Below are 25,939 nucleotides of genomic sequence, written 5' to 3'. Positions count from 1 at the left end.
TTCCGCTTCTTTTCAAATAAAACTGTGCTTTTTATAATCCTCCAAACGAAGAATTTGTTCACAGAAATCATATTCTTTGGGATCATTGGATGCAATTACGAGGCATTTGTCTTTTCCAAATCGATCCATCATGTCTCTGTACCATTGTATGCCCCTGCGATCCAGATTTGAGGTGGGCTCATCCAGTAAGACCAGCGGCGCATCTGAAAAAAAGCAAATGCCAAGTTTTAGTCTTTGCTTCATACCTGAAGAAAAAACGGATATGGGTTTGTTGACGGCACTTTCCAGATACAGCAGACGTAGCAGGGATGTAGTGCTGATATTTTTTTCCGGATTTTTGAATTGAAAGTGGAAATCTAAAAATTCCTTGAGAGTAAACTCCTCTGGTAGTTCCAGGTAAGGGGCACTGATGGTCAGGTACCTGTAAATACCTTCGGGAGAAATTGATTGCTGCCCGAGAAAAAAAGAGAGTTTACCTTCGGTGAGGGGCATTTGGGCCGACAGGCATTTGATGAGCGTGGATTTTCCCGAACCGTTATTACCGGTAATGGCTAACTTCGTTCCGCTGCTCAGGCTGAGGTTCAGCCCTTTGAAAATCCAATCCCGTTGAAACTTCTTGCCAGCTTCATGAAGCTTGAGGGCGAGCATATTACTGAATGTAACCTTTCATCACTCCCCTTTCTGAGGAACGGATAAAATTGACAATTTCATCTCTTTCCTTCGTGGCAGGAAGGTTGATTTCTATCTCTTCCAGGGCTTTGCTATTGTTCCAGCTATTCAAAAACAGGTACCGGTACACTTCCTGGATCTCACTGATCGTATTGCTTTCAAATCCCCTTCTTCTCAGTCCCAAAGAATTTACTCCGGCATAGCTTAAAGGTTCCCTGGCCGCTTTGGTAAACGGCGGTACATCCTTTCTTACCAGGGAGCCACCTGAAATCATGCTGTGCATTCCTATTTTGACAAATTGGTGTATGGCGCTGCTACCGCCCACAAATGCCCAGTCATCGATGGTCACGTGTCCTGCCACCTGGACAGAATTGGCAATAATAACCCGGTCATGAATGAGACAATCGTGCGCAATATGTACATAAGCCATTAAAAGGCAATCATTGCCTATCCGGGTGGTCTGCTTATCGGCCGTACCCCTGTTTATGGTTACAAACTCCCTTATGGTAGTGTTGTTTCCAATCTCCACCAGAGAATCCTCCCCCTTATACTTCAGATCCTGCGGTATGGCAGCAATGACTGCTCCTGGAAAGATTCTACAATTTTCACCGATTCTTGCTCCCGGATAGATGGTAACATTCGAGCCAATCCAAGTACCTGCACCAATTTCTACATCAGAATGGATGGAAGTAAAAGCTTCTACAGAAACATTTTCCCCCAGTCGGGCCTTGTCGCTAATTTCGGATAATTTGCTGATCATGTGTCTTTTCTTACGATGCTGGCAGTCATGATGGCTTCACATACCAGGGCATTTCCTACAAAAGCCTCCCCCTTCATTTTAGCGATTCCTCTCCGGATCGGATTGAGCAGCTCGCATTTGAAGATCAATGTGTCTCCAGGCAATACCATTTTTCTAAACTTACAGTTTTCGATGCTAAGAAAATAGGTCCAATAGTTTTCCGGGTCATCTACAGTGCTGAGAACTAAAATCCCACCGGTTTGAGCCATGGCTTCCACCTGCAAAACGCCGGGCATGACCGGATTATTTGGAAAGTGGCCCATAAAAAACGGTTCATTAATGGTAACATTTTTCACTCCTGCTACCAACTTATCATCCAGGTAAATGATTTTGTCCAGCAGCTGAAAGGGGTACCTGTGCGGCAGTATGTTGCTGATCTGATTGATGTCCAATACAGGCGGTAACTTGGGGTCGTAATAGGGAATATTCATGGGGCCTGATTTTTCCATCGCCCTTTTGATTTTTTTTGCGAAAGCTACATTGGCCGCATGTCCCGGCCTTGCAGCAAGTATCTGAGCTTTCAGGGGCCGTCCTACGAGGGCAAGGTCTCCGATTACATCGAGTAACTTGTGCCGTGCGGGTTCATTTTTGTATCGAAGTTCCACATTGTTCAGGATCCCCTCTTTTTTTACTTCAACTTTTTGCTTGTTGAACATTTTAGCCAGGTTGGACAGCTCCGCTTCTTCGACCACGCGGTCCACTACTACGATGGCATTGTTCAGGTCTCCTCCCTTTATCAGGTTATTGTTGTAGAGCATTTCCAGCTCATGCAAAAAGCAGAATGTCCGGCAGGACGCAATTTCCTGTCTGAATTGACTGATATCCGTAATCGACGCATGCTGGCTTCCGAGCACAGGGGAATTATAATCTACCATTACAGTGACCCTAAAGTCGTCAAGGGGCAGGGCAGCCATCTCCACTTCCCGTGCACTATCCTTATAATGGATGCTCTCAGGGACCTCAAAAAATCTGCGTAGGGCATTTTGCTCTTCCAGACCCGCATCTTCCAGAATATTGATAAACTGGATGCTGCTCCCGTCCAGGATCGGCGGCTCCGGCCCACTGAGCTGGATCAGCACATTGTCAATCTCCATCCCCACCAATGCAGCCAGTACATGTTCGACCGTAAATACCCTGGCTCCACTCTGCTCCAGCGTGGTGCCCCTGGATACATCTACCACATTGTCCACGTCAGCATCGATGATTGGCTGGCCTTCCAGATCCATTCGCTGAAATTTATAGCCATGGTTGGGATTAGCGGGTAAAAATGTCATGTTGGCTTCTATGCCGGTATGTAAGCCCACTCCTGAAAGCGTGACCTGCTTTTTTATGGTATGTTGTTTTACTTTCATTAAAATTTGTTACTAAAATCCCTCCTGTCTCCTGAATGACTGACAAATTTAAAGTTTTTTTTCCAGCTCTCTCAATTTGTTATCAAGTAAAGGTAATTTTCTGAATATGGAGTAGGATTTTAAAAAAGCCTTGATTTCAAATCCGATATAGCCAAAAAAGGTTTTTCCGGGTTCTGTGATCGATTTCACAATCCCTGTATTTGCGCCCACGGTGGTATTGTCGGCGATTTGTATGTGTCCTACTATGCCGGCCTTTCCTGCGAAAACACAGTTTTTTCCGACCGTTGTAGATCCGGAAATGCCCGCCTGTGAAGCGATAACCGTATGCTCTCCCAGTCGTACATTATGTGCGATTTGTACCTGATTATCGATTTTCACTCCTTTTGAAATGTAGGTGGAGCCCATTGTAGCACAGTCGATGGTGGTATTTGCACCGATACTTACACGATCTTCCAGGACCACATTGCCCAATTGGGGAACATTTTTATAACTTCCATCCGCCTGGGGGGCAAACCCGAAGCCGTCCGAACCTAGAATACTCCCGGCATGTACTTCACAATCATTGCCAATTACTGTCCCCCCGTATATCTTGACTCCGGGGTAGAAGGTGCAGTTGTTGCCGATGGTTACTTCATCACCTATGTATACCTGAGGATAAATTTTCACATTTTCCCCGATACTGCAGTTTTTTCCCACATATGAAAATGCTCCCCGGTAACAATTGGAACCGATGCTACTGCTCTGGTGAAAAAAATTGGGTTCCTCTATGCCAGAAATTTCCGGTTTTACCATTTTGGCATAGGTCTCCAGAAGTTTGGTGAAGCCGGAATAAGGGTCCTCGACCCGGATCAACGTAGTTTTGAAGGGTTTTTGTGGTTTGAAATCTGCGCTTACAATGATAGCCGAACAGTCGGTGTCATACAAGTGTTTTTCGTATTTCAGGTTGGATAAAAATCCAACGCTTCCGTCTTTACCTTCCTGAATTTTGTCCAGGCGATTGATTTTTTTAGAACCATCCCCCTCTACACTTCCATCCAAAAGTAATGCTATTTCGTCGATGGTGAATTCCATTGGGTTCTCAATTGTTTTATCGTAAAGTTAAATTTTTAGCATGACAAGCATAGTATTTTTTGACTATTTTGCTCATGGCCTTGATATTTGGCAAGTCAGCCGCCATGGCCACATCTGTTACTTCACCTTTTTTTGTCAGGATCCAGATCTTGTCTTTGGCCAGGTAGCCATAATTGCTGATTTCGCCTGAAGAAAAAAAGTAGGGTATTTCATCTGCAGAAAAAGAATGTCTTGCCTGTACTTTTTTCTGCATTTTGATGATCTCGTCATCAGAAAAGGGCTGGTTGACCAACTGAATCTTGAATAAATTGCGTGTTAAAAACATGTGGGAAATTTCACGAAGCACAAAATCGTCTGCATCTTTCCAAAGTTTGATCGCACCCCAGATATCAAAGTCATCTAACCGCGAAAAATTTTCCAGCCAGTCCGGTTGACCGTCTCTGAGATTACCTGGCGGATCTTGGTTAAGAAAAAAAAGGAGTTCTGACGAACCCGGTAGCTGGAAGCCGGAATTTTCCAGCTCCTTTGCCCTTAAAATCAGATTGATCAGCATTTTTTCAGCGCAAACGGTAGTCTTGTGCAGGTATACCTGCCAGTACATGAGTCGCCTTGCACTCAAAAAGTTTTCGATACTGTAAATTCCCTTTTCCTCGATGACCAACTGGTCGTCCACGATGTTCATCATTTTAATGATACGGTCGGCCCCGATGGTACCCTCAGAGACGCCGGTAAAGAAACAATCCCTCTGCAGATAATCCAGCCGGTCAATGTCCAGTTGGCTGGCCACAAGTTGATGAAAAAATTTTCTTTCGTAACTTCCCACAAAAATTTTCCTGGCCAGTGTAAGCTGGCCGTGAAATTGCTTGTTTAAAGCATCAAAGAACAAGAGGGATAGGGTTTCATGATGCAAGCCTTTGAGCAGGATTGCTTCAAGGGCATGGGAGAAAGGTCCGTGGCCAATGTCATGTAGCAGTATTGCCAGAAGTGCGGCTTCATATTCCTGATCGGATATTTCAATACCTTTGTTTCGGAGCTGGTCCAGGGTGATACTCATCAGATGCATCGCTCCTATGGCATGGTGAAACCGCGTGTGTAGCGCTCCGGGGTACACCATATCTGTCAAACCTAATTGTTTTATTCTGCGTAACCTCTGGAAATAAGGGTGGTCAATAACGGCAAAAATCAATTCACCAGGAATATTGATGAACCCATACACGGGGTCATTGATGATTTTGTGGCTTTTCAATGTCCTGTTCATATACGGCGACAGGCCAAAAGTAATTAATCTAAGAAGAATTAAACCAATAGAAATGGAAAATTTCAAAATATTATGGGCTGATGATGAGATTGATCTCCTCAAGCCCCACATCCTTTTTTTAGAGAAAAAAGGGTACGACATAGTCACCGTAAACAGTGGCCTCGATGCTGTAGAAAAAGTGGAAGAGGATAACTACGATGTAATTTTCCTCGATGAGATGATGCCAGGTATGACCGGACTGGAGACCCTGCAGCAGATCAAAACCCTGAAACCTCAGATTCCCGTGGTCATGATCACCAAGAGCGAGGAGGAGCACATTATGGATGATGCTATAGGGGGAAAGATTGCCGACTATCTGATCAAACCCATCAATCCCAATCAAATATTACTCTCCGTAAAAAAGATCCTTCAAAACAAACAGTTGATCAGTGAAAAAACCAATCTCTCTTATCAGCAGGATTTCAGAAATATCAGCATGGCCTATAACGATGCCATAGATCACGAAGAATGGGCCGATATTTTCAAAAAGCTCACGTATTGGGAACTGGAAATTGATGCGACTGAAAACAAAAGCATGCAGGAGGTTTTGGAAACACAAAAAGTGGAAGCCAATGCCAATTTTGCCAGATTTATCAAGGAAAATTACCTGGACTGGCTGAATATTCCCAATATCAGTAGGCCTGTGATGTCCCACCAGGTGATGAAGGAGCATGTTTTCCCCAAGATAAAAGAAGGCAAACCGTTGTTTTTCATTGTTATCGACAACCTGCGACTGGACCAATGGGAAATGATTGAAAATCAATTGAGGGATTACTTTGTGGTGAAGGAGGACAAAACCTATTACAGCATCTTGCCTACCACTACGGCGTTTTCCAGAAATGCTCTTTTCAGCGGGATGATGCCAATGGATATGGCCAGGCAGCACCCTGACCTGTGGGAAGGCGAAGATACAGATGAAGGGAAAAATAACAACGAAGCTGAATTTCTGAAAGTTAATTTAAAGAAAAACAGGCTTTCAATCCGATCCGCTTACCATAAAATATTGCAGACCAACCAGGGCAAGGCGATATTGGATCAGTTTCCGAATCTAATGAAAAATGATCTCAACGTACTGGTATACAATTTTGTAGACATGATGTCACATGCCCGGACAGATATGAAAATGATACGCGAACTGGCCCCTGATGAATCTGCTTACCGCTCGCTGACAACAAGCTGGTTTTTACACAGTTCACTGTTTGAGCTCTTTAAAAAAATCAGTGCGGCTGGCGCCGAAGTAATAGTGACCACAGACCATGGTACCAAACGGGTAAACAAACCCTACAAGATTGTGGGCGACAGGAATGTCACCACCAACCTAAGGTACAAGCAGGGGAAAAACCTGAATTTCGAATCCGGGAAGGTATTTGAAATCAAAAAGCCTGAAGAGGCCAGGCTCCCCCAGTTAAACATCTCTTCCAGCTATGTCTTTGCGGTAGAGGATTACTTCTTTGCCTACCCCAACAACTACAATTATTATGTAAATTTCTATAAGGATACCTTTCAGCATGGCGGGGTTTCGCTGGAAGAAATGATTATTCCAATAGTACATTTACAGCCAAAATAATCTCTTTTGAAAACTATAGTTTGCAATCATCTGAACGAAATTTCAAATTCCGCAGAATTAATCATAGATTTATGCAGGGATTTTGATGTATGGGTATTTAAAGGTGAAATGGGTGCGGGAAAAACCACCCTCATCAGGGAGATCTGCCGCGCTTTAGGAGTCGTAGACCAGGTAAGCAGCCCTACATTTTCGATTGTGAACGAATATGCTACCGACAGAGGTGAAATAATCTTTCATTTTGACTTTTACAGGATATCAGATCCGATGGAAGCCGTAGAGATAGGTGTAGAAGAGTATTTTCACAGCGGCCGATACTGTTTTGTAGAGTGGGCGGAGAAAATCCCGTCTTTTCTGCCGGATAGTTTTGCATTAATTGAAATTGAAAAGCAGGAAAAAGAAATTAGACATATAGCTGTTAAATTAATCCATTAATGATAGGGGGTTCAGGATTTTCCGAAATTGCCAAAGAAACAGGAGTATTTACGCAAGAGGCCGTTGCCAGGGTGAAGAAGAAAGGTTCGCAGGTTTTGATCGGCATCCCAAGGGAGATAGCCGAGCAGGAAAAAAGAGTGGTGCTTACTCCGGAGGCGGTTGCCCTATTGGTAAATAACGGACAGCGTGTCAAAGTAGAAACCAACGCAGGTGCTTTAGCCAAATTTTCTGACCAGGATTATTCAGATGCGGGTGCATCGGTTGTATATTCCAGTAAGGAGGTTTTTGATGCAGATGTTGTATTGAAGGTCGAGCCTCCGGTGGATGAGGAAATTGGCAACATGCGGCCAGGTGCCTGCCTGATTTCTGCCTTACAACTAGGTAAACAGAAAGCCAGTTTCATACAACAGCTTAACCAGAAGAAAATCACAGCGGTGGCATTCGAAAACCTGGAAGACAAAGTAGGTGGAATGCCCGTGGTCAGGGCCATGAGTGAAATAGCCGGTAGCACGGTAATGTTGATAGCTGCTGAATATTTGAGTAGTGTGAATGAAGGGAAAGGAATGATTTTGGGAGGCATTACCGGGGTGCCCCCTACTCAGGTAGTCATCATTGGTGCCGGTACCGTTGCGGAGTATGCTGCGCGGACGGCAATTGGATTAGGTGCGAACATCAAGATCTTCGACAACCACATTTACAAGTTAAGGAGAATCAAGCAGGTTTTGGGGCAGCAGGTTTTTACCTCTACCATCGATAATTATGTGTTGGGCCAGGCACTAAAAGAGGCCGATGTGGTCATCGGTGCATTAAGGGCGGAAAAAGGAAGGCCCAAGCTGGTGGTTTCAGAGGAAATGATCGCTCAGATGATGGACGATAGTATTGTTATTGATGTCAGCATTGACCAGGGAGGTTGCATAGCCACTGCTGAGATGACCAGCCACAGCGAACCTGTGTACAAGAAGCACGGGGTGATCCACTACTGCGTACCAAATATTGCCTCGCGGGTTTCCAGGACAGCGTCCTATTCACTCAGCAACATCTTCACCCCGATTTTACTGCAAATGGCAGACCTTGGAGGGGCCGAGGAAATGATTTTCAATTACAAATGGTTTATGAAAGGGGTATATACCTATAGAGGTAGTCTTACCAATGCCCACCTGGGCAGAAAATTTCAAATGGCGCACAAAGAATTGCAGCTATTGCTGGCTGCGAGGTATTGAGCAGGTACCCCTAGGACAAAAGGTTTTGTCTGAGGAGAAATTCCAGCTGGTCATTGGCTTTCAATAGACTATCCGTTAGCTGTTTGTTTTCCCGTCGGAGCGAATACACTTCAAAAGCATTTTTTACCACCGTTCTCAGGTAATCTTCTTCCCAGGGTTTGGTCAGGTAATGGTACACCTTTCCTTTATTGATGGCATCAATTACCGCCTGAATATCGGTATAGCCTGTCAGTAAAATACGCATAGGGTCAGGGTGCATGGGGATGATCGATTCCAAAAAATCCACTCCATTTTCCTTGGGCATCCGCTGATCCGTAATGATAATGTCTATGTCTTCCTGCAACAAAATATCCCTTCCCTCGTCGGCAGATTCTGCCAAAAATATTTTGTAATCCCTCCTAAAAGTAGCTTTAAAAGCTTTAAGGTTATTGACTTCATCATCCACATAAAGTATCCTAATCTTATCTTTTTCCATGCCTTATATATCGTAATAACCTATTGATTTGTTAAGAATAAGAAATTGAATTTTAATTTTAAATAAAATATCGTTCTTTTTCAATTAATATTCATTAGTTTAATCGTAATATATTTATATTCAAAAGTTTGTTTTATAAATTAAAGAATTAAACCTCAAATACAAAAAAAAATATAGCAAATTAATTCTGTATTTTTGATTGTTTATTACCACAAAAATATAACTTTACCAATATTATAACCTTTTTTAGGCAGTTAAATTATGGAAAACTCAAATAAAAAATCTGAGTTTAAGCATTCCCACAAACCCTTAGTCTTATCTCCTTACCTTCAGGAGGATAAGGATGTCATGTCGAAATTGAAGGATAAAGGTAAAGTTTTGTTTTTTGACACCTTTGAGCTCCAGCTTACAGAGCTTATAAAAATGCAAAACCCAAAACGTAAATTGACCCTTGAGGAATTGTCAGAAAAAAAGGCGGATTTTTACGCGGCTTCTGAAAAAAATGCCTCTGAAAATGGAAAATGGGTTTACTATCCCTGGAGAAATACCTGTGTACGGATATTGGAAGAAGCAGATTTTATCAGTCTTCGTACTTTAAGAAACCGGTATAAGATTACCGGAGAAGAGCAGGAGCAGTTGCAAAAGCAGATTATTGGGGTCATCGGCCTGTCTGTAGGGCAGAGCGTGGCACTCAGTTTGGCAATGGAAAGGTGTTTTGGAGAGCTTCGAATCGCAGATTTTGATACCCTGGACCTGAGTAATATGAACAGGATTCGAACGGGCTTATTCAATCTCGGAGTAAAAAAATCCTGGATTGTCGCCAGGGAAATCGCAGAAATCGACCCATATCTAAAAGTGACCCTTTACGATGAAGGCATCACCGAGAGCAATATTGATGAATTTCTTGGTAAAGGTGGGAAAATGAACCTTTTGATAGAAGAGTGCGACAGTTTACCTATAAAGATTTTGAGCAGGATCAAGGCCAGGAGTTATGGAATACCGGTAATGATGGATACCAGTGACAGGGGAATGATGGACATTGAGCGATTTGACCTGGAGCCCGAAAGACCAATTTTTCACGGCCTGCTCGCAGCATATGGAGCAGAGGAAGAGCTGATTTCCAGACTCCCTGATGAGGGAAAGGAAATCATGATGTCTTTACTTCAGTTTGATCAATTGTCTGATAGGGTTAAATATAGTTTTGGGGAATTGGGCAAAACAATTACTTCCTGGCCTCAACTGGCATCATCCGTTTTGATGGGAGGCGCAGCCTGTTGTCATTATGCAAGAACACTCCTATTGGGACAGGAGGTTAAATCGGGCAGATTTTATGTTGATTTGGACAAGATACTCAATTTGAATGAAGGTTAGAGTTAGGATAGTTAGGGCTATCGATGATATTGATGCCACAGAAAAGTATATTTTTGGACACCACAAGGTATTGGAATCCTACGGCATAACAAAAGTAACTTCTGCGGACCGTTCCTGGGCCCTTAATCCACATGTGTACCTGATTTTATTTGAATCGGTAGAAGATTTACGGATCCTGGGGGGTGGACGAATCCAGCTCAGAACAGAAAATTTTCCCCTCCCCTTTGAACTGGCAATCAAAGATATCGATCCGAAAATAATCGATTACATGTCAGATTTTAAGGATCTCGAAGTAGCTGAATATTGTGGGCTGTGGAATAGCCGGGAAGTGGCGGGCTATGGCATAGGGAGTATCTATCTGGTGCGTGTGGGGATAGCCATTTTACCACAACTGAATTTAAAAAAGCTTTTTGGCCTGAGCTCCCCTGTGACGCTGAGTATTTCAAAAAGTGTCGGCTACCAGGTCATTTCGGTACTGGGAGATAATGGTTCGTTCTATTACCCAAAAGAAGGGCTCATTGCCACAGCGTTGGAAATCAATGACATCAATGAACTTTCTAATGCTCAGCAAACAGAAAGAGACTATATTTTTGATTTGCGCAAAAAAATAAATTTCAATACGGTGGAGAGCGGTCCAAAAGGTGAAATGGAATTGCAGTTTGAACTTCAGATACCAAAACCGGATAAATGAACAACTTGTATGTATATTTAAGAAGCATAGGCTTGTCCTTGTTTTTGATTTTATTTGTGACCCTGCCCATCATTTACTATTTAGGTATTTTTAGCCAGGATGAAGGGTTGAGATTTGAACAATACGATTACTTCGTATCCGACAATAAGCAGGCATTCGAAAGATTGGATCTGAAAAATTTTAACAATCAATCTTTCCAGAAAATTGACCTTGGCGTTGTAGATCAGGATGTTTTCGTAAAAGTGGATTTGGCTGATCTGAAGGGGTTGAACCGCGACAGCACCTATATCGTGGAGATCAGTAATCCTTCCTTTAGGGAAGTAGAGCTGATGCGCTTCGATACGGAAGGCAAGATAGTTTCCAACCAGACTTCAGGGACCGCTTATTCAAAAAGCAATCCGCTCAAAAACCCAAACCCCTTCTTCAGCATTCAGACTGCAGAGGATTACAGCTCTGTTCTGGTTTTCAGGATCAATTCAAGAGTGCCACTGGAGTTTGATGCTTCCATTTCACCGACCAATTCTTTCTTTCAAAATTACAGCTTGAGGCTGATCATCATCAGTTCCTATTTTGGAATTATGATCGCCCTGTTTTTATACAATTTCATACTCTATTTTTCAGTCAAAGACAAGGTATACCTCTTTTATTGCTTCTATATCCTGTTCATCGCCCTGGCCCAGGTATCACTTTCGGGATACTCCTATTTTTTTCTGATGGAGAACGCCTTTTTGTATGAAGTGAGTATCATTGGATTTACCACTTTATCCAGCATTTTTGTAATACCTTTTTTTCAACTGTTTTTAAAAACCAAGGTTTATGTACCCAAATATGACCGCTGGTTGTATCTGATCCCTGTTTCCTATGTGATTACGCTGATCTTCAGGGTTTCCGGTAATGTGGCGCTGAGCTATTCGCTTACCGATTTGAATGGAATGGTATTGGCAATTTGCTTTTTTACCATTGGCATTATCGCCGCCCGGAAGGGGTATAGGTCAGCTTATTTTTTCCTTTTGGCATGGAGCTTTTTACTGTTTGGTCTGGTAGTGTACATTTTGCACAACCAAAGGATTATTGATCTGGGCTCTTATGCAAACTTCCCGCTTCTGGCAGGGACAGCGATAGAAGCATTATTGCTTTCCTTTGCTTTGGCAGACAAAATCAATATATTGAAAAAGGAAAAGGAAAAAGAACAACTGGACAAACTGGATGCGCTGAAGGAAAATGAAAGGTTGATCAAGGAACAGAATATACATTTGGAGGATATGGTCAGGTCAAGAACGGAAGAGCTTGAGATGACATTAAAGAACCTTCAAAATACCCAAACTCAGCTTGTGAACCAGGAAAAAATGGCCTCTTTGGGTCAGTTGACGGCCGGTATTGCACATGAGATCAATAATCCTATCAACTTTGTCAGTTCCAATATTTCCCCATTGAAAAGGGATCTAAAGGACATCCTGGAATTGATGGAAGTGTACAGAGAGAAAGGAAAGGAGGAATTTACAGAAGACAGTAAGTCGGAGATAATGGACCTGGAGGAGGATATTGAAATAGAATATTTGCTGGAGGAGGTAGAGCAATTGCTCAACGGAATGGAGGATGGCGCCAAGCGAACCGTTGAAATCGTGCGAGGCTTGAAGCTGTTTTCCAGGGTAGACGAACAGGATGTCAAAAAAGTGGATCTCCATGACGGCATAGACAGCACCCTGATCCTCCTGAACAGCACCATGTCAGGGAAAATAAAACTGACTAAAAACTACGGACCTATCCCGCAGGTCGAATGTCTTGCTGGCAAGATGAATCAGGTGTTTATGAATATTATCAGCAATGCTATCCATGCGCTCAACGATCACCCTATAGAAGGGCGAGAACCTGAACTTACGATCAATACATCTTATGAAAACGACCGGGTCATCGTCAAGATTGCAGACAACGGGCCAGGTATGCCACCCCATGTTCGTGACAAGATTTTCGAACCGTTTTTTACGACCAAGCCAGTGGGAAAAGGTACCGGCCTGGGCCTTTCCATTGTCTATACGATAATTGAAAACCATAAAGGGCATATAAAAGTTGAATCTGAAGATCAGAAAGGAACCATTTTTACCATTGATTTGCCGATCAATCAAAATTGACAGCTGATGACAAAAAGAATCAATGTGCTGTATATTGATGACGAGGATAACAACCTCAATTCTTTTAAAGCAGCATTGCGGAGGGATTTTAAGGTGCATACTGCCATGGACGCAGAGGAAGGGTTAAAGATTGCGGAGACCAGAGAGTTTGAAGTAGTCATCGCAGACCAGAGGATGCCTGGTATTACGGGGGTTGAATTTTTTGAAAGACTGGTCAGGATAAATCCCGACCCCATCCGTATACTGTTAACCGGATATTCTGACATTTCCAGCGTGATTGATGCCATCAACCGGGGAGAGGTATACCGGTTTATCGACAAGCCCTGGAATCTGGAGCAAATCAAAAATGCGATCATCAATGCTGCAGAGATTTATTATGCCAGAAAGGAGCTCAAAGAAAAAAATGAGCGACTGGAGAAACTTCACAGCGAGATGAATCAGTTTGTTTACAGCCTTTCTCATGAGCTCCGCGGACCTTTGATGAGTATTTCAGGGATTTCCAAACTGGCCAAAATGGAAGTGAAAGACCCTGGAATCGTCGAATATTTTGAAATGATCGATTCGGCTACGCTCAAGCTGGATGATTTTATCTACAAAATGCTGGATTTTTACCGGTCTACGAAGATAGAAAACAAAGTAGTCCCTATTGACTTTAAAGGAATTTTTGATCAGTTGGTAGCAGAGTATACGGTCAAATGGGATTTAAGCACTATCGATCTGAAATTTGAAATCCTACAGGATAAACCTTTTTATTCCGACGAATCAAAAATACGGGTGATCATTAATAATCTTTTTAGCAATGCCTATAAATTCCAGAAAGAAGCAGGCGCCCGGTGGATTCACGTTTGCATCAAGGTAGATGATCACAGTGCATATTTAGAAATAAAGGATAATGGTATAGGAATAGAAGAAAAACATCAGTCAGACGTTTTTAATCTGTTTCACAGGGCTACCCAAAGGAATGTTGGATCCGGACTTGGCCTGTACATGGTAAAGGAGTCCGTAGAACAATTGAAAGGCAACGTCTTGCTCCAATCAAGTGTTGGCGAAGGAACGACCATTAAAGTGACGCTCCCGGAATTGAGTGACCATTAGAAAACCAGCGCTAAACTTCCTGTAGAGATTATGGACTGGGACTGCCGGTTTTCCCCGTACCTCGCCTGATGAGGCATGCCAGATCATTGAATAATATTTCCTTTGGTTCCTTTGTTGACATTTAAAATGGAAGTAATTTGCAACCGTATTAATGGTAATTAAAACGTTTTTTATATGATTAATCCTTGGCATGATGTAAGTATCGGGGACGATTTGCCGGACTATGTAATGGGAGTAATAGAAATTCCCAAAGGAAGTAAAGGCAAGTATGAACTTGACAAAAAATCCGGAATGCTGCTATTGGATAGGGTGCTCTTCTCAGCAGTTCATTATCCGGCGAATTATGGGTTTATTCCGCAGACCTTTTGTGAAGATCATGACCCTCTGGATATCCTGATCATCTCCCAGATCGATATCCCGTCCATGACACTGGTAAAAGCCAAAGTGATCGGTGTGATGCGTATGGTAGATGGCGGAGAAGCAGATGATAAAATCATTGCTGTAGCGGCAGACGATCAATCGGTAAACTACATTACGGACATTTCTGAGCTTCCTCCCCACCTGATGAAGGAGACGCACCGTTTTTTTGAAGATTACAAAAAGCTCGAAAATAAGGAAGTCAAGGTTGAGGACTTTCTTGGCAGGGAAGATGCCATCAGAATCATCAATGATGCGATTGAGCTGTACGACAAGACATTCAGAACGCTGAAGCAGAAATAAGGGAATCCCATTGGCAAATTGCGCTCAGAGATTTATTCCCGATATGCGGAAAAGAATTCCGGCATATCGGGTATTTTTTTAATTCCTTCTTTCCTGCAGATCAGGCGCCACCGAGAGCGTATGGACGTGGGTAAGGCGGATCTTTTTTCCGGGACTGTTTCAGTCTAAGAGATCTGTTCCAGTTTTTTCAGATTTTCTTCGAGCGCAGTAATTTTGGATTGCGCATCTTCCATTTTTTTCTTTTCTCTGAGCACTACAGCTTCGGGCGCATTTTTCACGAATCTTTCGTTCTCAAGTTTTTTGGCGACGGTATTCAGAAATCCCCTGGTGTATTCCAGTTCGCTGAGCAGCGATTCTTTTTCTTTTTCAGGGTCGATTTTTTCTTCTATCGGTATAAAAATTTCGTCTGCCTTCACCACAAAGCTGAGCGCATTTTCTTCTTTCTCGGCAAATCTAACCTCGCCGATATTCGCTAATTTTTTGATGATCCCCTCAAACTTCCCGTACAGACCTTGTGTTTTGGTATGAATGGTCATGTTCAGTGTTTCTTTTGGCGAAATGCCCTTCGATGCCCTTATATTCCTTACCTGAGAAATAACCTCAAATACCTGCTGCGCATTCGAAATCAATCCCAGGTCGAAGGATTTTGTTTCCGGCCAGGGAGCACACATGATGGCTTCTCCGTCTGCTCTTTCCTTGATCTGATGCCACAATTCCTCCGTAATAAATGGCATAAAAGGATGTAGCAGTTTCATCAGGTCCTCAAAAAAGCTGATCGTTTGCCATTTCGTTTCCTGATCTATTGGTTTCTGGTATTCCGGTTTTATCATTTCCAGGTACCAGGAGCAGAAGTCGTCCCAAACCAGTTTATAGACCGTCATTAGTGCATCCGAGATGCGGAATTTGTCAAAATGATCGGTCAATTCAGTAAGAGCCTGATGAAACCTGTTTTCAAACCAGGCGATGGCAGTTTGATTGGATTGATCCGTGCCTGTTTTTACCTCCCAGCTTTCGATCAGTCGGAAAGCGTTCCATATTTTGTTGCTGAAATTTCGCCCCTGCTCCACCAGTTTCTCATCGAATGGAAGATCATTGCCTGCCGGACTGCTGAACAGCATGCCCGTTCTGACACCATCGGCCCCGTAGTTTTCGATCAGCTCAAGTGGGTCGGGAGAATTGCCCAATGACTTCGACATTTTCCGGCCCAGTTTATCTCTGACTATTCCGGTGAGATATACGTTCCGAAACGGTTTTTCCCCCATATATTCATATCCGGCAATGATCATTCTTGCTACCCAGAAGAAGAGAATTTCAGGTGCGGTAACCAAATCATTGGTGGGATAGTAATAGCTGAGGTCTTTGTTTTTCTTTCCGGTTTTGAAAAATTCAGGATCGAATACAGAAATGGGCCACAACCAGGAAGAAAACCAGGTGTCCAAAACGTCTTCATCCTGCATCAGGTCAGATTCTGAAAACTGGCCATCAAATTGTTGGTTGGCCAGTACGAGGGCTTCTTCCGGAGAAGCAGCTACAACATACTTGCCATTGGGCAAATAGTAAGCCGGAATGCGGTGTCCCCACCAAAGTTGCCGGGAAATACACCAGTCACGTACATTTTCCATCCAGCTTTTGTACATGTTTTTAAATTTTGGAGGAAAAAGCCTGACAGCGTCATCCATGACCGCGCGCAGTGCGGGCTGAGTAATCTCCTCCATCTTTAAAAACCATTGCATGGACAGCCTTGGCTCGATTACGGCATCGGTCCTTTCCGAGTGACCTACATTGGAGGCATATTCTTCCTCTTTGGATAGTTGCCCGGCTTCTTTGAGTAATTTTGCGATTTTTTTTCTGGCTACGAACCGGTCTTCGCCTACCAGTATTGAAGCTTTTTCATTGAGGGTACCGTCATCATTTAATATATCGATCACTTCGAGTTGGTGGCGTTGCCCTATCTCGTAATCATTGATGTCATGCGCCGGAGTGATCTTGAGACAACCTGTACCAAATTCCATGTCTACATACGCATCTTCTATGATGGGAATAGGCTTGCCGATCAGTGGGATCAACGCTTGCCTGCCCTTGAGGTGTCTGTAGCGGGGGTCTTCCGGGTGAACACATATCGCCACATCGGCCATGATGGTTTCGGGCCTCGTGGTGGCTATGGTAAGTGTTTCCTCAGTACCTTCAATCCGGTAGTCAATGTGATACAGTTTTGAGTTGATTTCTTTGAAAATGACTTCATCATCAGAAAGTGCTGTTCTTCCTTTTGGATCCCAATTGACCATACGGATGCCCCGGTATATTTTTCCCTTTTTATGCAAATCCACAAAAACCTGAATTACCGCCTCACTCAGGTCCTGATCCATGGTAAACCTTGTTCTTTCCCAATCACAGGAAGCTCCCAGTTTTTTGAGTTGCTCGAGAATGATTCCCCCGTACTTTTCTTTCCATTCCCAGGCGTAAGTAAGGAATTCCTCCCTGCTGATTGATTTTTTGGCTATACCTTTCTCTTTGAGCATGGCTACTACCCTGGCTTCTGTGGCGATAGAAGCGTGATCAGTACCTGGTACCCAGCAGGCATTTTTCCCTTCCATCCGCGCTTTTCTCACCAGAATATCCTGTATGGTATTGTTCAACATATGGCCCATATGCAGTACTCCGGTGACGTTCGGTGGGGGGATCACTATGGAATATGCCTCCTTCTGGTCATCTGGTTCTGAATGAAACATATCGTGTTTTATCCAGTATTGGTACCATTTTGATTCGGAATTTTTGGGGTTGTATTTGGTGGAGCGTGCCATGCTGATGATAAATTTGAAGGGCAAAATTAATATTTTATGGCTGAAGGAATACCTTTTGAGCCATCGAATTCAAAAAAATTAATGTCCATAGCCCTGGGGCGGCTGAGGGAACTATGTTGCAGAGATTATTTTTCCGGAAACATCAGCCGAACCATCACCGGAAAATGATCGGAAGGGTATTTTTTGCCATAGTTGTCTGTAAGCGTGGCATGATGGTTTACTACAAATCCATCGGTAATAAAAACGTAATCGATTCTCCGATCTGGTAATAAATCCCAGTTGAACGCATTAAAAGTTCCTGGCGTTCCGTGAGATGGTGTCCTGGAGGCATCTTTGCTGTCTTTGAGGCGTCCGTCTTTGAGCAGTTCTTTGTAAGCGGGGTTCTCTTCCTCAACATTAAAATCTCCTGTTACGATGCAGGGTAGATTGTCCGTATTGATAGCTTCGATCTTTTTGAGTAACAATTTGCTGCTTTCTTCCCTGGCCTTTTGCCCAACATGGTCATAATGTACATTAAACACGTAAAACATTTTCCCGTCTTTGGTTTGAAATTTACCCCAGGAGCATACGCGGTTGAGGGCAGCGTCCCAGCCTTTTGAAGGCTTGTCGGGAGTAGGGGAGAGCCAGAAAGTATTTTTGTCAAGCAACTCAAACTTTTCGGGATTGTAAAAAACTGCGCTGAATTCTCCTTCCTGGCCGCCAGTATCCCTACCTACGCCGATATATGGGAATTGCAAGTCCTTGCTGATGTCTTCCAATTGGGTGTACAGTCCCTCCTGCGTTCCGACAATATCCATTTCATGAAACCGAATCAGATTGATTAAATGAGGCGCCCGGTCCTCCCAAAGGTTTCCTTCGTCTCCCGGGTTATCGAATCGAATGTTGTAGGTCGCGATATTATAGCTTTCCTGGGCTTGCAAATCTGGTTTGGAAATAAGTACGAAAAATGAAAATACAATCAGGTATTTAATGATAATGGAATTCATGCGGCAATGTAAATTGATCACGGAGGATATGTATTTCGTTAAATAATGAAGAATTTCAAATCGATTATTTTATTTCCGGAAGAAAGGGCATGATGGCCATCTTTCCCTGCAAGTTGTTTAGCTTTTCAATTGCCTGAAAAAGCTCATAGGAATGTCCCATTTTTATCCGCTGATAAGCGCCCTGCACATCTGCTCCCAGATCCGCCATCAGTTGCTCCAGCAGGCTTTTTTGTTTTGGGTACATGACAAGCCGGTAATCTTCATCCAGACCGGCCTTGTCTGCAGCGATTTGGATCGCATCCTCAAAATCTCCCAAGACATCAACCAGACCTACTTCCTTTGCCCGCTGTCCGGACCAAACCCGTCCTCCGGCTATTTCTATTACCTGTTGCCGGCTCATTCCCCTTCCCTCTGCCACCCGGGTGATAAAGGTGTCATAGACCTGCTCGACGGAATTTTGCATGATGGCTCTCTCAGCTTCAGACATTTCTTTGGTAGGGTTCAGGAAATCAGAATAGCTGCCTGTACTTACGGCATCAGTGGTAATGCCCAGTTTATTATTCAAGAACCCCTGGATGTCAAATGTGAGCCCGAAAACCCCGATAGAACCGGTGATAGTATTGGGCTGTGCTACGATGGTATCTGCAGGTGCAGCGATATAATAGCCACCTGACGCGGCATAGTTGGACATGGAAACGATCAATGGCTTGACTTTTTTGGCTTCGGCAAGCTCCCTCCAAATCACCTCAGAGGCCAGAGCAGAGCCGCCTGGTGAATTTACCCGCAGCACAATCGCTTTTACATCCTCGTTTTTTCTGGCCTTTCGAATTTCCTTTAAAAAAGTTTCCGAACTGATTTGATTGGGCTTGCTTCCGCTTACAATTTCACCGTCTGCGATGATCAGGGCTATTTGATTTCTGGAAAGGCGATTTTTCTCCTTAGAGGTTTTATTCAATCCCGTAACGTTGATGCTGTTAATGTCTGCATCCTCTTCCAGGCCTAATTTTTCCCTTAGCTGGTTTTTTACCTGGTCATCGTACCAAAGGGCATCTACCAGCCCCAGGTCTACTGCATCCTGACCGGTCCTTACCAACATTTGGTCGTTAATTTCCTGTATTCTTTCAGTGGGAATGGAACGGCTTCTGGCTATTTCTGTCACCATTACCTGATTCAAGTCTTCAAGAAAAACCTTTGTTTGAAGCCTGTTTTCTTCACTCATCTTTTCCAAAATGAAGGGCTCTATCGCGCTCTTGAACTCGCCGACCCGAAAAATTACCGGTTTTACCTCAAGTTTATCAAGCAGACCCTTTAAAAAAACGCTGTTTACGACCAGACCATTAAATTCCAGGTCGCCGAGAGGGTTCAGGTATATTTCATCTGCGATAGAGCAAAGGAAATAGCCGGATTCGGAAAAATACTCCCCATAGGCCAGGATAAACTTCCCGCTTTCCTTAAAATCTTCCAGCGCATTCCTGATTTCAAGTAAATGGGATTGGCCGGCGGCAATCAATCCGCTTTCCAGGTAAATTCCCTTGATGTCTTCATTTAATTTAGCCGCATCTATGGCCTTGATAAGCTGATTCAATCCTACCTGGCCCACATCACCAACAAATGGCAGCGGCGGTAAAGAAAGATCATCTTCAGGAGCGCGCTCCACTAAGCTGAGCCCGTTCAAATTGATATGCAACACGGTGTTTTCCTTAATTTCCGGCTCCTGAGAACCGGCGCTGACAGCAATTATTCCAGCGATCACAAAAAATGCAAGCACCCAGAAAACCAGTAAGCCCACAATAACAGCCAAAACGTTGCTTAAAAATTTCATAAATTATATCTGTTTTATTAAGTTTCAAAAATAACCTATTTTTGATTAAACTCAGAAGATCAGCACAATAATATTTGTCATGCACAGGGTGGTATTAAGTTTGGGAGGAAATGTAGGTGACCGGCAGGCGTTGATGCGGAAGGCTTTGAGCTTGTTGCTCGAAAATATGAAGCTGGTCCGCGCCTCTGGAATTTATGAGACGGCCGCCTGGGGTGGGAATTCCCAGGCTCCCTATCTCAATCAGGTACTCGTGCTGCAGACAACCATGGAGCCGGAAGCGACACTGGACTATATCCAAAGTGTGGAAAACCTTTTGGGTAGAAAAAGAGAGCGAAAGTGGGGAGACAGAACCATGGATATTGATATTCTTTATTTTGATCAATGTACCATACATACGGACCGCCTGCATATCCCACACCAGCAGATGCTTTCCAGAAATTTTGTATTGATACCGCTAGTGGAAGTATTGCCGGACGAAGAGCATCCTGTGAAAAAATTAACCCACAGGGAGCTGCTTAAAGAATGTGAAGATCAATTAACCGTCAGGCCCTGGGCTGACGGTTAATTGCAAAATTTAATCCAAAGCTCCAATCTCGGCTTCTTTGTGGATCTTTTTGACCAGGCCCTGAAGCACCTTTCCTGGCCCGCATTCGATAAATTTTACCGCTCCGTCATGTACCATGTTTTGCACCGACTGGGTCCATTTTACCGGGGCAGTCAACTGTGCCTTTAAATTTTCCTTAATTTGCCCTATATCCTGTACAGCACTACCGTTTACATTTTGGTAGATGGGGCAGATGGGAGCTGAAAATGAAGTGTGGTTTATGGCTGTTTCCAGTCTGGCCCGGGCAGGTTCCATCAGCGGGGAATGAAATGCTCCCCCTACCGGCAAGGGCAGCGCTCTTTTTGCGCCTGCAGCTTTCATTTTCTCACAGGCGATTTGTATGCCTTCCATACTTCCCGAAATGACCAGTTGTCCGGGACAGTTGTAATTGGCAGGAACCACCACATGGCCCTCGACCTCCGCACAGATCGCCTCTACCTGATCATCAGGTAGCCCTAATACAGCTGCCATAGTAGATGGATTTATCTCACAGGCCTCCTGCATGGCCAGGGCCCTCTGATGAACCAGCTTCAGGGCATCCTCAAAGGTAAGCACCCTATTGGCAACCAGCGCTGAAAACTCTCCCAGGGAATGGCCTGCTACCATGTCCGGATCAAAATCCTCTGAAGTCAGTGCCACAATTACCGAATGTAGGAATACAGCCGGCTGGGTGACATTGGTCTGCTTTAAAGCTTCCGGACTGCCTTCAAACATGATGTCGGTGATCTTGAATCCCAGGATTTCATTGGCCTGATCAAACAATATTTTTGCTTTATCGCGATTCTGGTACAGGTCTTTTCCCATCCCGGGAAACTGGGCTCCCTGGCCCGGAAATACATAAGCTATCATGACAAAAGGTTTTTGTTGGTTAGGGGCGTAAATATAAGCAAAAAAATAAGGCAGGAAGAACCCTATTGATTCCCTGCCTTACCACTTTCCTTTTTTGAATCGATTTTATTCGTCAAAAAATGAAACCAGGCCGGTTTCGACATCATAAACGGCACCTACTACTTTGATTTTTCCTTCTTTTTCCAGGCCGCTGATGATGGTACTTCTTTCTCTGATTTCTTCCATCGCTTCAAATACATTCAGCTCTGCCACTCTTTCAATAAACCTGGGATCATCGGTAGCGGAATCGGACTCCTTCGATGCACGCTCGATGGCAGGTTTGATTTTATGCAATAAAGCCGTAATGTTGCCGTCTTTTACTTTTTTGCAAGCACTGGTGACCGCACCGCATTTGGTATGCCCGAGGACCAGGACTAGTTTGGAGCCGGCATATTTGACGGCATATTCCATACTTCCGAGGATGTCTTCGTTCACTACATTTCCTGCAACACGGGCACTGAAAATGTCGCCCAAGCCCTGATCAAAAATCAATTCCGCGGATGTTCTGGAATCAATACAACTCAAAACTACTGCAAAAGGCCATTGTCCATCTCTGGTTTCATTGACCATCTGGAGAAGGTTACGGTTTGACCTGAGGTTTCTTACGAATCGCTCATTTCCCTCCTTTAAAATGGACATGGCGGCTTCCGGGCTCAGGCTATCTTGGGTCGCTTTAGTGTGGGCTCTCATATATTAATCTATTTTTGGTTTACTGAATTCATTTCTTTGACAGGCATGTCTTCTGTCTGACCACTCATTGGTAGAACAAAGATACGGCTCATTTCAATATTTGAATGGTTCCTTTTAACTTTCTTTGTCGCAGGCTCTCATCGAGAACGTTAAATCGTACCGTGGCTTCATAATAATAAGTGCCTGCAGGCAGTGCATTTCCTTCCGTGTCGCGGCCATCCCAGTTGATATAAATGTCGTTCTCGGGTGCCAGGCTGCTGTTGTACTGATGCACCTGAACTCCCCATCGGTTATAGATATTGATTTCGACGGCTTCTACAAATCTGGGGCACTTCTCGTAGGGATTATCGAATGCCTGAAAGGTTTCATTCACATTATCGCCGTCAGGAGTGAATACGTTTGGCAATTCGTAGTTGGGGCAATTGTCTATACAAACAATATTGCTGGGCTCGCTTTCATTTCCGGAACGATCTATCGCCGTAATATAATAGCAGCCTTTAAGCTCCAGTAAGCCCTCTATGCGGGTAGCCGTATTGATTACAGATACGTTACTAACGACATTAAACGTCCCTTCTTCTCCTGTCTCGGAAAAGTAGATTCGGTACCCGTTGAGTTCGGTATCACATTCTCCGGAGAAATCAGGTTCCCAACTCAGATCGTGATAGAAGTCACTGAAATTACAGGGCTTGTCTGCAAGAAATGCCTCACATTCCGGCCCTTCATAGGTCAATACAGGCGGACACGGCAGCCGGTCATCATCGGGTCTGGCACATACCACCTGGGAATTATTGGCAAGCGGGTAAGAAAGGATGTCCAGGTTATAATTGCCATTGGTGACGATATAATAGCAATATTCCTTTTCCGTGTCCAATGGTATGCCGTTATGACTGCCATCATCCAGAAAGACAAAGCCATTCTGCGTGACATCTACTTCAGCTATCAGTGTGAAATTTTCGGTGTCGTTTGCTTCGGGATCTGTTCTGTTTCGGTATACGAGGTGAGGAAAAGAAGCTATTTCGTTGTTCCAGGGGACATTAAAACTCCAATTGAGCTCAATGGCCTCATTGATGATGGTGGGGTCTACCCGTACAGACGAAGCGATGCTGCTGGTGTCGATTTTCTCACCCTCCGAAATGAGGATTACTTTATAATTATACACCAGATTTTCGGTATTCAGATCCGTATCGGTGAATACCGTATCGGTGGTGGTGACGAGAGAAGTGGTATTGCTTTGCCCCATGAATCCCTGATTTCGAATCAGCTCATAGGAATAAGGGCCGGGATAAAGTTCTGTATCAATGTCGTAAGGGGGGGTCCAGCGGACAAGCATTTCTCCTGCTTCTGCATCTGTAGTCTCCACGCTGACATTCGTGATGATCGGTACATCCACATCCACGGTGATACATATTTCCTCGGAAACATAGCTTTCTCCACTTCTGGGGAACGGGAAGGCGGCCACCAGGCGATAACAATAGGTATTCCCGGGACTTAATCCCATACCTTCATTGGTGTCCTTAAAGTTAACCGCTTCCATATTTGTGGTGCCGACCAGTTGGTAACCTTCACGTATGCCGGTTTCACAGGAATCCGGCTCGTAGGGGTCGCTGTTGATCCTGCGCCATACCTGCATGGTATCCGCAGCATTCGAACATACGTAGGGGTCCCATTCCAGTTCCGCCGACCTGCCCTGCTGCTGTTCGATGGTATAGGGCACTGGAGGCGGCGCCACTACGGTGATGTTCCAGGTTTGAATATCGACCAGGGATGGACCCGAATCGGGCTGGTCACGAATCCTTACCCTCACCTGATAATTTCTTGCCCTCACATGATTGCAGATGGTTTGCCATTCGAAACCAATTACTCCGGGAGAGGGCTGGAAAACCGATTCGGGACTGTAGGATGCTGGCGATGAGGTGATTTCAATCGGATCTCCAAAGACTTCGATCATTATCGGGTCACCATCAGGATCCATTCCCTGGAAAATTTCCGTGATGTTGGTCCCCGCTTCTACACAGATGTCTTCCGGCATGATCAGTTCCGGTCTTCGGTTATCGGTATTTTCTATGATGATCTGCATGTCCCGCAGCACATACCCTATGCGGACCCACTCTCCGGCTACCCGCCGCCATTCTTCAATTCTAAATGCTACGTTATATTGTCCGGCAATCCCTGGTGCGTCCCAGATCAGGTCTCCGGTTACCGGGTCCAATTCAAGAAAAGGGGGGGTAGTGCCGTCCTGTCTGGTAAAACTGAATTCTCCGGAAGCAGGGCTTCTGTAGTTATTTACTTCCCTCTGAAACGCCTGCTTAGGTACGTCCAGCACATAGGCGAGGCTGTCTCCATCTGGATCATAGGCTCCGGGATTGTGAATGTATGTTTGGTTTACCGCCCCGTTATCTACCGGTGCAATGGTGAGTATTGGTGAATTATTGACGCCCAGAAAAGGATCAATACTTATCATCGTCTCTATGTAAAAGGGGGTATCAACCGACTGATCCATATTCAATGTATTGGCATTTCGGTTAAACTCCATGAAACGTATGGTGTAGTTTCCCGGCCCCTGGTAGGTATGGGTGATGACAAAAATATTCTTTTCTATATTATCCCCCAGGCTTTCTGTTACATTAAAATCACTTTCGGTGTTCAATACTTCGGTACGGCCGTCGCCAAAATCAATTTCTCCGGGACCAAAAACCACCGTAGACCGTGTATCCGTATATCCGACCACCGTGATTTTGTAGGTAAGGGTTTGGGTAGAAATTCGCTCGGCAATGATTTCACCCGCTCTGATGTGCGTGGCCCAGGCAGCAGAAACCGAGGCCAACATTATGCCAAAAACCCCCAATAGAAAATAGCAATATTTCATGTGTTTATAATTGTCTTTAAGTTGCCACATAGCTTCTCCCGGTCCTGAATCGGGAGAATCCCGGCTTACCGGCAGGCAGGCTCGATTTCATCTATTTTGAACTGTTTTTTTTCCTTATCTTCCAGGCCCTGATTTCCACCCTGAAATCCATCACAGCGCGTACAGTTTCCATCCTGATCATTTTGGACAGTTGGGCGTAGCGCTCCTTCCCGGTTAAATCAACTTCAAGACGCCAGATAAGTTTACATCGCATCGTCCTGATGCAATTCGTCCGGCATGCGGTGAAAGGAGACCTAACATCAAAACGTTTTTAATTTTTCAATGGTTACCCTAAATTATATCTTTATCAGCAATAATTCATTTTAATATGGGATTAATTTGAAGGACATAGTTT

22 protein-coding genes are annotated in these 25,939 nt (G+C 44.1%); 9 read left to right on the top strand and 13 right to left on the bottom strand.

Annotation, left to right across the window (positions count from 1 at the left end):
• Positions 1–12 precede the first annotated feature (12 nt).
• The 5 genes from BUB19_RS19745 to BUB19_RS19725 are packed head-to-tail and all read right to left on the bottom strand — an operon-like array spanning position 13 to position 5,149.
• Positions 13–648, bottom strand: a complete 636-nt coding sequence (locus tag BUB19_RS19745) for an ABC transporter ATP-binding protein (protein ID WP_073097069.1) — start codon at positions 646–648, stop codon at positions 13–15.
• A 1-nt stretch (position 649) separates the two neighbouring features.
• Positions 650–1,429: an acyl-ACP--UDP-N-acetylglucosamine O-acyltransferase gene (gene lpxA, locus BUB19_RS19740; protein WP_073097067.1), complete on the bottom strand. Its 780-nt coding sequence runs from the start codon at positions 1,427–1,429 to the stop codon at positions 650–652.
• Complete coding sequence (locus tag BUB19_RS19735) at positions 1,426–2,820, bottom strand: bifunctional UDP-3-O-[3-hydroxymyristoyl] N-acetylglucosamine deacetylase/3-hydroxyacyl-ACP dehydratase (RefSeq protein ID WP_073097066.1); 1,395 nt, start codon at positions 2,818–2,820, stop codon at positions 1,426–1,428. The genes lpxA and BUB19_RS19735 overlap by 4 nt, the downstream gene beginning before the upstream one ends.
• A gap of 48 nt (positions 2,821–2,868) precedes the next feature.
• Complete coding sequence (gene lpxD, locus BUB19_RS19730) at positions 2,869–3,891, bottom strand: UDP-3-O-(3-hydroxymyristoyl)glucosamine N-acyltransferase (protein ID WP_073097065.1); 1,023 nt, start codon at positions 3,889–3,891, stop codon at positions 2,869–2,871.
• Positions 3,892–3,907: 16 nt separating this feature from the next.
• On the bottom strand, positions 3,908–5,149 hold the full coding sequence (locus BUB19_RS19725) for an HD domain-containing protein (RefSeq protein ID WP_178371540.1): 1,242 nt from the start codon (positions 5,147–5,149) through the stop codon (positions 3,908–3,910).
• A 52-nt stretch (positions 5,150–5,201) separates the two neighbouring features.
• Between BUB19_RS19725 and porX the strand changes: the two genes are divergently transcribed.
• Genes porX through BUB19_RS19710 form a run of 3 tightly spaced genes read left to right on the top strand, consistent with a single transcriptional unit; the run spans position 5,202 to position 8,407 of the window.
• Entirely contained in the window at positions 5,202–6,755 is a 1,554-nt protein-coding gene (porX, locus tag BUB19_RS19720; RefSeq protein ID WP_073097063.1) for a T9SS response regulator signal transducer PorX, read from the top strand.
• A 6-nt stretch (positions 6,756–6,761) separates the two neighbouring features.
• The gene (gene tsaE, locus BUB19_RS19715; protein WP_073097061.1) at positions 6,762–7,187 is read left to right on the top strand and encodes a tRNA (adenosine(37)-N6)-threonylcarbamoyltransferase complex ATPase subunit type 1 TsaE; all 426 of its coding nucleotides are present in this window, start codon (positions 6,762–6,764) and stop codon (positions 7,185–7,187) included.
• Positions 7,187–8,407, top strand: a complete 1,221-nt coding sequence (locus BUB19_RS19710) for an alanine dehydrogenase (RefSeq protein WP_073097060.1) — start codon at positions 7,187–7,189, stop codon at positions 8,405–8,407. The genes tsaE and BUB19_RS19710 overlap by 1 nt, the downstream gene beginning before the upstream one ends.
• A gap of 10 nt (positions 8,408–8,417) precedes the next feature.
• On the opposite strand, the gene BUB19_RS19705 is transcribed toward BUB19_RS19710, so the two are convergent.
• Positions 8,418–8,882, bottom strand: a complete 465-nt coding sequence (locus BUB19_RS19705; protein WP_073097058.1) for a response regulator — start codon at positions 8,880–8,882, stop codon at positions 8,418–8,420.
• Positions 8,883–9,143: 261 nt separating this feature from the next.
• Here BUB19_RS19705 and BUB19_RS19700 point away from each other — a divergent pair, with 261 nt between their 5' ends.
• From BUB19_RS19700 to BUB19_RS19680, 5 genes are all read left to right on the top strand, one after another.
• Positions 9,144–10,253: a ThiF family adenylyltransferase gene (locus BUB19_RS19700; RefSeq protein ID WP_073097056.1), complete on the top strand. Its 1,110-nt coding sequence runs from the start codon at positions 9,144–9,146 to the stop codon at positions 10,251–10,253.
• A complete protein-coding gene (locus BUB19_RS19695) occupies positions 10,243–10,944 on the top strand; it encodes a hypothetical protein (RefSeq protein WP_073097054.1) in 702 nt (233 codons plus the stop codon). The genes BUB19_RS19700 and BUB19_RS19695 overlap by 11 nt, the downstream gene beginning before the upstream one ends.
• Entirely contained in the window at positions 10,941–13,073 is a 2,133-nt protein-coding gene (locus BUB19_RS19690; RefSeq protein WP_073097053.1) for a 7TM diverse intracellular signaling domain-containing protein, read from the top strand. Before BUB19_RS19695 ends, BUB19_RS19690 begins: the two co-directional genes overlap by 4 nt.
• Positions 13,074–13,079: 6 nt before the next feature.
• Positions 13,080–14,168: a hybrid sensor histidine kinase/response regulator gene (locus tag BUB19_RS19685; protein ID WP_073097051.1), complete on the top strand. Its 1,089-nt coding sequence runs from the start codon at positions 13,080–13,082 to the stop codon at positions 14,166–14,168.
• Positions 14,169–14,342: 174 nt separating this feature from the next.
• Entirely contained in the window at positions 14,343–14,888 is a 546-nt protein-coding gene (locus tag BUB19_RS19680) for an inorganic diphosphatase (protein ID WP_073097049.1), read from the top strand.
• A 164-nt stretch (positions 14,889–15,052) separates the two neighbouring features.
• On the opposite strand, the gene BUB19_RS19675 is transcribed toward BUB19_RS19680, so the two are convergent.
• The 3 genes from BUB19_RS19675 to sppA all read right to left on the bottom strand — a co-directional run bounded on the left by BUB19_RS19675 (position 15,053) and on the right by sppA (position 20,497).
• Positions 15,053–17,689, bottom strand: coding sequence for a valine--tRNA ligase (locus BUB19_RS19675; protein WP_073097048.1), 2,637 nt, complete (start codon positions 17,687–17,689; stop codon positions 15,053–15,055).
• A 125-nt stretch (positions 17,690–17,814) separates the two neighbouring features.
• Complete coding sequence (locus BUB19_RS19670) at positions 17,815–18,675, bottom strand: endonuclease/exonuclease/phosphatase family protein (RefSeq protein WP_073097047.1); 861 nt, start codon at positions 18,673–18,675, stop codon at positions 17,815–17,817.
• Positions 18,676–18,739: 64 nt separating this feature from the next.
• Positions 18,740–20,497, bottom strand: a complete 1,758-nt coding sequence (gene sppA / locus BUB19_RS19665) for a signal peptide peptidase SppA (RefSeq protein ID WP_073097045.1) — start codon at positions 20,495–20,497, stop codon at positions 18,740–18,742.
• 79 nt (positions 20,498–20,576) lie between these two features.
• Here sppA and folK point away from each other — a divergent pair, with 79 nt between their 5' ends.
• Positions 20,577–21,062 (top strand): 2-amino-4-hydroxy-6-hydroxymethyldihydropteridine diphosphokinase, encoded by a 486-nt coding sequence (folK, locus tag BUB19_RS19660; RefSeq protein ID WP_073097044.1) that lies wholly within the window; start codon positions 20,577–20,579, stop codon positions 21,060–21,062.
• Between the two features lie 9 nt (positions 21,063–21,071).
• Here the strand turns inward: folK and fabD are convergent, their stop codons facing one another.
• From fabD to BUB19_RS24405, 4 genes are all read right to left on the bottom strand, one after another.
• Positions 21,072–21,950, bottom strand: a complete 879-nt coding sequence (fabD, locus tag BUB19_RS19655) for an ACP S-malonyltransferase (protein ID WP_073097043.1) — start codon at positions 21,948–21,950, stop codon at positions 21,072–21,074.
• 105 nt (positions 21,951–22,055) lie between these two features.
• Positions 22,056–22,679, bottom strand: coding sequence for a carbonic anhydrase family protein (locus BUB19_RS19650; protein WP_073097041.1), 624 nt, complete (start codon positions 22,677–22,679; stop codon positions 22,056–22,058).
• A gap of 88 nt (positions 22,680–22,767) precedes the next feature.
• Positions 22,768–25,545 (bottom strand): T9SS type B sorting domain-containing protein, encoded by a 2,778-nt coding sequence (locus BUB19_RS19645; protein ID WP_073097040.1) that lies wholly within the window; start codon positions 25,543–25,545, stop codon positions 22,768–22,770.
• Positions 25,546–25,636: 91 nt separating this feature from the next.
• Entirely contained in the window at positions 25,637–25,798 is a 162-nt protein-coding gene (locus BUB19_RS24405; protein WP_218588580.1) for a hypothetical protein, read from the bottom strand.
• Between the last annotated feature and the right edge of the window lie 141 nt (positions 25,799–25,939).

The sequence above is a fragment of the Cyclobacterium lianum genome, assembly GCF_900143075.1.
In the GTDB taxonomy this organism is placed as follows: domain Bacteria; phylum Bacteroidota; class Bacteroidia; order Cytophagales; family Cyclobacteriaceae; genus Cyclobacterium; species Cyclobacterium lianum.
This window is presented reverse-complemented; position numbering and strand designations above follow the sequence as displayed.